The sequence below is a fragment of the Marinobacter sp. G11 genome (assembly GCF_021282325.1).
GTDB classification, from domain to species: Bacteria; Pseudomonadota; Gammaproteobacteria; order Pseudomonadales; family Oleiphilaceae; genus Marinobacter; species Marinobacter vinifirmus.
The window spans coordinates 103,514-109,800 of the sequence record NZ_JAJSPB010000012.1; the positions used below are offsets into that span (position 1 = coordinate 103,514).

Sequence of the window (6,287 nt, forward strand, 5' to 3'; positions counted from 1 at the left end):
GCTCCAGCAGGAGCCCCGTTCCTGCCCTCAACCTGAAAACCAAGTCTGTTTTCTAATGACAAGTTCATTGGAAAGCAGATTTTGCTCTCATTGTGAGAGTGAAAAGTAGGTAGCTGGCCTCTGAAAAGAAACAGCAAATTTCATTAACCCCACCAGGGGCGTACCAGCCCGGTGGGGGGATTGGTGCGCCCTGATTTTGATTAGGAGTGCTCCAAATGACTGAAGTCGTTAAATATTCAATCCGTAAGGCTTTCGGTATGCAGGATGTTCCCGAGAAGGTAACAACTTTCGGGTTCGCACCTAGCGACGATCCTTACATTCCGTCGAAAGACGAAACCTACGTGTTCCGAAAGGAGTTTATCCGGGAAGTAACCGCTTTCCTGAAAAACCCGTTCGGTGATGCACTTTATGTCACCGGGCCTACGGGCTCAGGCAAAACCTCTGGCATCACAGAGATAGCAGCTCGCCTTTTCTGGCCAGTTCAGCAAATCACGGCCAATGGTCGGATGGAGCTGACTGACCTGATTGGGCACCACGCGCTTGTCTCTCCCAAGCCAGGTGAACCCCCGGTCATGCAGTTTATGTATGGCCCCTTGGCAGTTGCCATGAAGAAAGGACACATCCTCCTCATCAACGAGGTGGATTTGGCTGATCCAGCCGAGCTTTCAGGACTGAATGATGTTCTGGAAGGTCGTCCTTTGGTTATCGCCCAAAATGGCGGTGAAATCATCAAGCCTCACCCGATGTTTCGGGTAGTTGTCACCGGTAACTCAACAGGTTCTGGTGATGCGTCTGGTCTGTACCAGGGGGTAATGATGCAAAACATCGCTGCAATGGATCGTTATCGCTTTATCGAAGTCGGGTATCCCGACGAAGCTACTGAGCTGGGAATTCTCGGTCGTGTAGCTCCGACACTGAATGAAGGCATCCGGAAAGGCATGGTGAAAACCGCCAATGAAATCCGGAAGCTGTTTGTCGGTGAGAACGGCGATGACGGTCAGATCGGCGTCACAATGTCCACTCGTAACCTTGTGCGATGGGCAAAGCTCACTCTCCAGTTCCGGGGAGCGCCTAACACGCTCAAGTATGCGCTGGATCAATCCTTGCTGACCCGCACCTCTAACGAGGAAGGTGAAGCGATCCTGCGTATTGCGAAAGATGTGTTTGGTGATCTGTGGCGTTGATAGGGGGCGATTATGACCAACAAACCTTTTGTTGCGTCAGAACAGACAAACCCTGAGCTTCAGCCAGATAATCTGGGTGATGCGATGGTAAACGCAAAAAAGTCTGGAACTGGCGTAATTAATTGGCTCATAACCACACCTAGAAGCATTGCAAATAAAGGAGGAGCCAAACGGCTCCTTCTGGGCTTCATCACGGGTGTTTTCTACAAAAACCGGGAGAAACTTGGTTTCTCCGTGAAATTGAAAAAAACAGGAAAAGACGAATCCACTGAAATCATGCCAGAAATTTTGATGGCTGATGACAGCGGATTCGAGCTGAAGGTGGATTCCAGTCTTGGCGAGAACGTCCTTCACCCTTTCACTCTGGAAGGGGCAGGCGAAATCAAACCCGAGAATGGCCATAAGCCACTACTCATGTTGATCTGCTTACAGGAGCGGTTTCGCAGTGAGTGGCCTGGTGCCGACGATTCCCTGGTGACGCTTTGTGACGAACAAGGCAACACCGTTGAATACGTCAACTTCAGTTCGCTTGAGCCTGTCATTGAACGGATGGGGTTCGACTATGATGCTGCTCGCGCCGATGCCGTAAAACTCGGCCTGGCGGAAAAGCAAGTAGATTGGTCGTCCATTCAATCCGAAATCGAAGATTGTTATTTCTAAACAAAACAGGGGATGGTCTTCCTGAAAGGGCAGGCCTTCCTCACCACCGGAGGTGAAATATGTCAGTTAACAAAGTCACATTGGTTGGCAATTTGGGTGCTGATCCAGATGTCCGCTACATGCCGAGCGGTGATGCAGTTGCGAATTTGTCTGTGGCGACCAGTGAACACTGGAAAGATCGTCAAACAGGCGAACCGCGAAAGCATACTGAATGGCATCGAGTGGTACTGAAAGGACGCTTGGCCGAACTGGCTGGGGACTTCTTGGAAAAGGGTTCCAAGGTCTATCTGGAGGGTAAAAATCGTACCCGAAAGTGGACTGGCCAGGATGGTGTTGAGCGTCAAACCACTGAGGTTCAATGCTGGGAGATGATAATGCTCGATCCCAAAAAAGAGCCGACAGAACAAGAACCGCAGCCACAACCAACCGGGAATTGCGACGGGCTTAGCTACTATGACGATGCTATCCCCGTCTAGGCCTTGTGCTGGATGGAAGGCTGTTGATTTCGCAATCCAAAACCTAGTCAGGGTGTGTTTCGACGCGCCCTGATCTCTTTATGAAACCCCACTTGGGGGCACCAGCCCCCAGGGGGTCATGGTGCCCCTCAACTAATGTCCGTTCAGGACAGAGGAGAAGCATCATGACAGATAAAAAATCACTGGTTACTCGCATTGCTGATCGGTATGGCGTAGATAGCGCAAAGTTCTTCGACACACTGAAAGCAACCGCGTTTAAGCAGCGTGACGGATCCGCCCCGACCAACGAGCAGATGATGGCTTTGTTGGTCGTGTCGGAACAATACAACCTCAACCCGTTCACCAAGGAAATCTATGCGTTTCCTGATAAACAGAACGGAATCATCCCGGTAGTGGGTGTTGATGGTTGGAGTCGCATCATCAATGAGCACCCTCAGTATGATGGCATCGAATTCGTTTACGCGGATCAGATGGTCAAAATGCCGGGTGCAAAAGTTGAATGCCCTGTCTGGATTGAGACGGTGATCTATCGTAAAGATCGGTCGCGTCCCATTCGGATTCGGGAGTTCCTTGATGAAGTGTATCGTGAGCCTTTCCAGGGCCAAGGTCGCAATGGTGCATTCACTGTTGACGGCCCCTGGCAGACTCACACTAAGCGGCAGCTCCGGCACAAGTCTTTGATTCAGTGTTCCCGCGTAGCCTTCGGCTTCTGCGGTATCTACGATCAGGACGAAGCGGAGCGTATCCGTGAAATGAACCAGGCAACGGCCATCAACCCGGCTATTGCTAATCTGCCGCCATCGGCTGTAGAAACCTCCCGGCAACCGCTTCAGATCGACCATAAGAAAATGGATCCGATCCTGCAAAAACTGGCGAGTCGTGCTGTTCAGGCTAATGCCTGGAGTGCGGCACACCAGTATGCAGAAGAGCGTTTCAAGGGTGCGGAGCTTGAGTATGCCGTTCAGTTCCTCCGGGATCGTGAGCTGGATGCGATGGAGCCGCCTGTGAGAACCGCCGAGGAGCTCAAAGCTGAGCTGGAGGCTGAGTCTGCGAAAAGTGGTGGAAACTCTACTTTCACAGATGAACAATCCAGTGAATCGGCTGAACAGCCGCCTCTGCCTGGTGAAGATGACTTCTTTGCCGGTGATGAGGAGGGCGAGCAGTAAGTAACCCCCAACAGGGAGATTTCCCCCTGTTGGGGGGATCTCCCTCTAACCGAGGAGAGATCAATGAAAATCGTCAACTTGTCCCAACGAGACGATGATTGGCTTGAATGGCGCAGAGGTGGCATCACCGCCACTGACGCAACCATTCTTCTAGGCCGGTCACCGTACAAAACTCGCTGGCGGCTGTGGGCAGAAAAAACGGGCTATGCCCGTGAAGTCGATCTGAGTTTGAATCCTCTCGTTCGTCGTGGGGTGGAAAACGAAGACCGGGCTCGCCAGGCGGTTGAGGAAAAGCATGACGACTTGCTCCTTCCTGCCTGTGTTCAATCGGAACAATATCCTTTGATGAGAGCGTCTCTGGACGGTCTTTCTTCGGATGGGAAACCGGTTGAGCTCAAATGCCCCAGCAAAAGCGTTTGGGATGACGTTTGCGCTAACGGAACAAACAGCAAGCCATACCAGCTCTACTACGCTCAGGTGCAGCACCAGTTGCTAGTCACCGAGGCGAAAGAAGGGTGGTTGGTCTTCTGGTACGAGGACGACATCCGGGAGTTTGTCATTCCCAGGGATGAGGCCATGATTCAGGACTTGCTGGCGGAAGCCAAAGAGTTTTGGGATCTTGTCCAGAAGCGTAAAGAACCCGAGAAGGATCCAGAAAAAGACCTCTTCATCCCCCAGGGATCAGAGGCTCAAGCCTGGATCAGTGCAGCAGAGGAATATCGTGTTTATGAAGCCGAAGCTCAGGAGCTGAAGAAGCGACTGGCTGAACTTCAGGAAAAACAGAAGCCTCTTCTGGACGAAATGAAGTCGCTGATGGGTGAATACTTTCATGCTGACTTTGGCGGCGTGATGGTCACTCGTTACAAAGTGGCTGGTCGGGTGAATTACAAGAAGCTGTTGGCCGAACAGGCTGCAAGCGTTTCTGAAGATGATCTGGAAAAGTACCGAGATAATGCATCCGAGCGGTGCCGTGTCACGGTTACGGATTCAGTGAAACCACGGTACATCGTTGATGAGGAGGCCTTAGCCCCTCTGGAAAACGTGCCGGAAGAAGCCGAAACCTTTTGGTTTTAACGGCTGGTTTGGGGGCGCAAGCCCCCTTTCCCGTGGGGATTGCACTGATGCAGCAATCCCCACCGGAAAGGCGGTTTTGCTCTCACTGTGAGAGTGAAAAGTAGGTAGCTGGCCTCTGAAAACAAACAGCAGATCAATCAATCCAGAGTGAACACTCTGGACTCCTTCCTGATGAAACACGCCCTGACTCCGGTCTTGAGCGTTCCCCTGAAATCACCTCTCCCATCCGGAGAGAGAAAGCCAGGTTTATCGGCCCCTGACGGGAGTCGGTGAACCCTACTCATGGAGGTTCCTTATGGACAACGTTTTATCCGATGTCTACGACGACCGTGTGGTAATACCTGATGCACAAATGAATCTCTTTGGCCTTGAGCCGAAGGACATTATTGCGCGTCAGCCAGCCGTGCCGGGGGTGTTTTTCGACGCGCCTGACATTGAGCTTGATTATGATATTGCAGTGATATGTATGTCCGGTGGCAAAGACTCGTTAGCGGCGCTCAAGTACCTTTTGGATCGAGGCTTTCCGGCATCCCGGATTGAGCTTTGGCATCATTTGGTAGATGGGCTCGAAGCTGCTGACAGCTTTATGGACTGGCCATTCATAGACGATTACTGCGTTAAGTTGGCAGAAGCTCTCGATATGCCGTTGTACCGCTCGTGGTTGAAGCATGGGTTCAAAGGGGAAATGCTCAAGCATAATTCCCGAAGCCATCCTCACCTCGTTGGAACACCGGACGGTGTTGTTGAGCTACCGCGAAACGCAGCAAAAGAGGCAACTCGCCTGAGATTCCCGCAACAAGCGGCAAGCCTCCAGACGCGCTGGTGTTCCAGTGCGCTGAAGATCGACGTTGGCCGCCGGGCGCTGACTTGCCAGGAACGATTCATCGACAAAAAGGTGTTATTCGTGACTGGAGAGAGGCGGCAGGAATCCAGCAATCGGGCGAAATATAATCAGTTGGAGCCGCATTCAACTGATACTGTTCGCAAGAGTGCCAGACCACTAAAGCCTCGCCATGTGGATGCATGGAGGCCGGTTCTGCACCTGAGCGAAGAGGAAGTATGGGAAATGCTGTGTGATTGGCGGATCAACCCTCCAGTGCCTTATCGACTAGGGTGGGGGAGATCCAGTTGCCAAACCTGCATTTTCAACGGCGACCGTATTTGGGCGACCATTGCCCATTATTGGCCTGAGCGCGTCCAGGAAATTGCTCAATACGAAGAGCAGTTTGGCACCGCGATCAGTCGAAATGGCAAAACGGTTGTTGAAAGAGCAAGGTTGGCTGAACCCCTGAAGATTGATGATGAGCAGGCACTTCGCCAGGCGAGTCGTCATGACTACGAGCTACCCATATTCGTTCCGGAAGGACAAAGCTGGACGCTACCTGCCGGAGCCTTTAGCGGTGTCTCTGCGGGCGCAAGCTAACCGTTGAATCCTGCCCTCCGGGGCAGGATTTTTTGATCTGCACCCGAAAAAGGCAATTCCAGTGCGTATTCCAGACCAAGGTTGCCACTGATTCCAGACGAAGCCTGCCACCCATTCCACGCGAAAGCTGCCACTGATTCCACGGCAAAGCTGCCACCTTGGCAGGCTGCCTGATTTCCCCATCAAAACGTCCGGCGCGGGATAACTAACGGTACTCTGCTCCTTTTCATCCGGAGAGGGTCAGATGCCAGCGAAGAGGTTATCCATGCGTAAAATCAAAGAAGTCCTTCGCCTCAAGTGGGAG

The 6,287-nt window shown here is 52.2% G+C and carries 6 protein-coding genes; all 6 read left to right on the forward strand.

From position 1 onward, the window contains the following. Positions 1 to 215: 215 nt before the first annotated feature. Positions 216 to 1,184 carry an AAA family ATPase gene (locus tag LWH94_RS09920; protein WP_442914984.1) on the forward strand — a complete coding sequence of 323 codons (969 nt, stop codon included), beginning with the start codon at positions 216 to 218 and terminating at the stop codon, positions 1,182 to 1,184. 12 nt (positions 1,185 to 1,196) lie between these two features. Then, positions 1,197 to 1,844: a hypothetical protein gene (locus LWH94_RS09925; protein WP_232902101.1), complete on the forward strand. Its 648-nt coding sequence runs from the start codon at positions 1,197 to 1,199 to the stop codon at positions 1,842 to 1,844. A 59-nt stretch (positions 1,845 to 1,903) separates the two neighbouring features. Beyond that, positions 1,904 to 2,320 carry a single-stranded DNA-binding protein gene (gene ssb / locus LWH94_RS09930; protein ID WP_269802547.1) on the forward strand — a complete coding sequence of 139 codons (417 nt, stop codon included), beginning with the start codon at positions 1,904 to 1,906 and terminating at the stop codon, positions 2,318 to 2,320. A gap of 164 nt (positions 2,321 to 2,484) precedes the next feature. Beyond that, a complete protein-coding gene (gene bet, locus LWH94_RS09935; RefSeq protein ID WP_232902102.1) occupies positions 2,485 to 3,486 on the forward strand; it encodes a phage recombination protein Bet in 1,002 nt (333 codons plus the stop codon). Between the two features lie 63 nt (positions 3,487 to 3,549). After that, entirely contained in the window at positions 3,550 to 4,560 is a 1,011-nt protein-coding gene (locus LWH94_RS09940) for a YqaJ viral recombinase family nuclease (RefSeq protein WP_232902103.1), read from the forward strand. 295 nt (positions 4,561 to 4,855) lie between these two features. Further along, positions 4,856 to 5,983: a phosphohydrolase gene (locus tag LWH94_RS09945; RefSeq protein WP_232902104.1), complete on the forward strand. Its 1,128-nt coding sequence runs from the start codon at positions 4,856 to 4,858 to the stop codon at positions 5,981 to 5,983. Positions 5,984 to 6,287 lie beyond the last annotated feature (304 nt).

Coding starts and splice junctions, on each gene's coding strand:
- LWH94_RS09940 (WP_232902103.1), top strand. CDS start 3,550: ATGAAAATCGTCAACTTGTCCCAACGAGACGATGATTGGCTTGAATGG.
- LWH94_RS09945 (WP_232902104.1), top strand. CDS start 4,856: ATGGACAACGTTTTATCCGATGTCTACGACGACCGTGTGGTAATACCT.
- LWH94_RS09920 (WP_442914984.1), top strand. CDS start 216: ATGACTGAAGTCGTTAAATATTCAATCCGTAAGGCTTTCGGTATGCAG.
- LWH94_RS09925 (WP_232902101.1), top strand. CDS start 1,197: ATGACCAACAAACCTTTTGTTGCGTCAGAACAGACAAACCCTGAGCTT.
- ssb (WP_269802547.1), top strand. CDS start 1,904: ATGTCAGTTAACAAAGTCACATTGGTTGGCAATTTGGGTGCTGATCCA.
- bet (WP_232902102.1), top strand. CDS start 2,485: ATGACAGATAAAAAATCACTGGTTACTCGCATTGCTGATCGGTATGGC.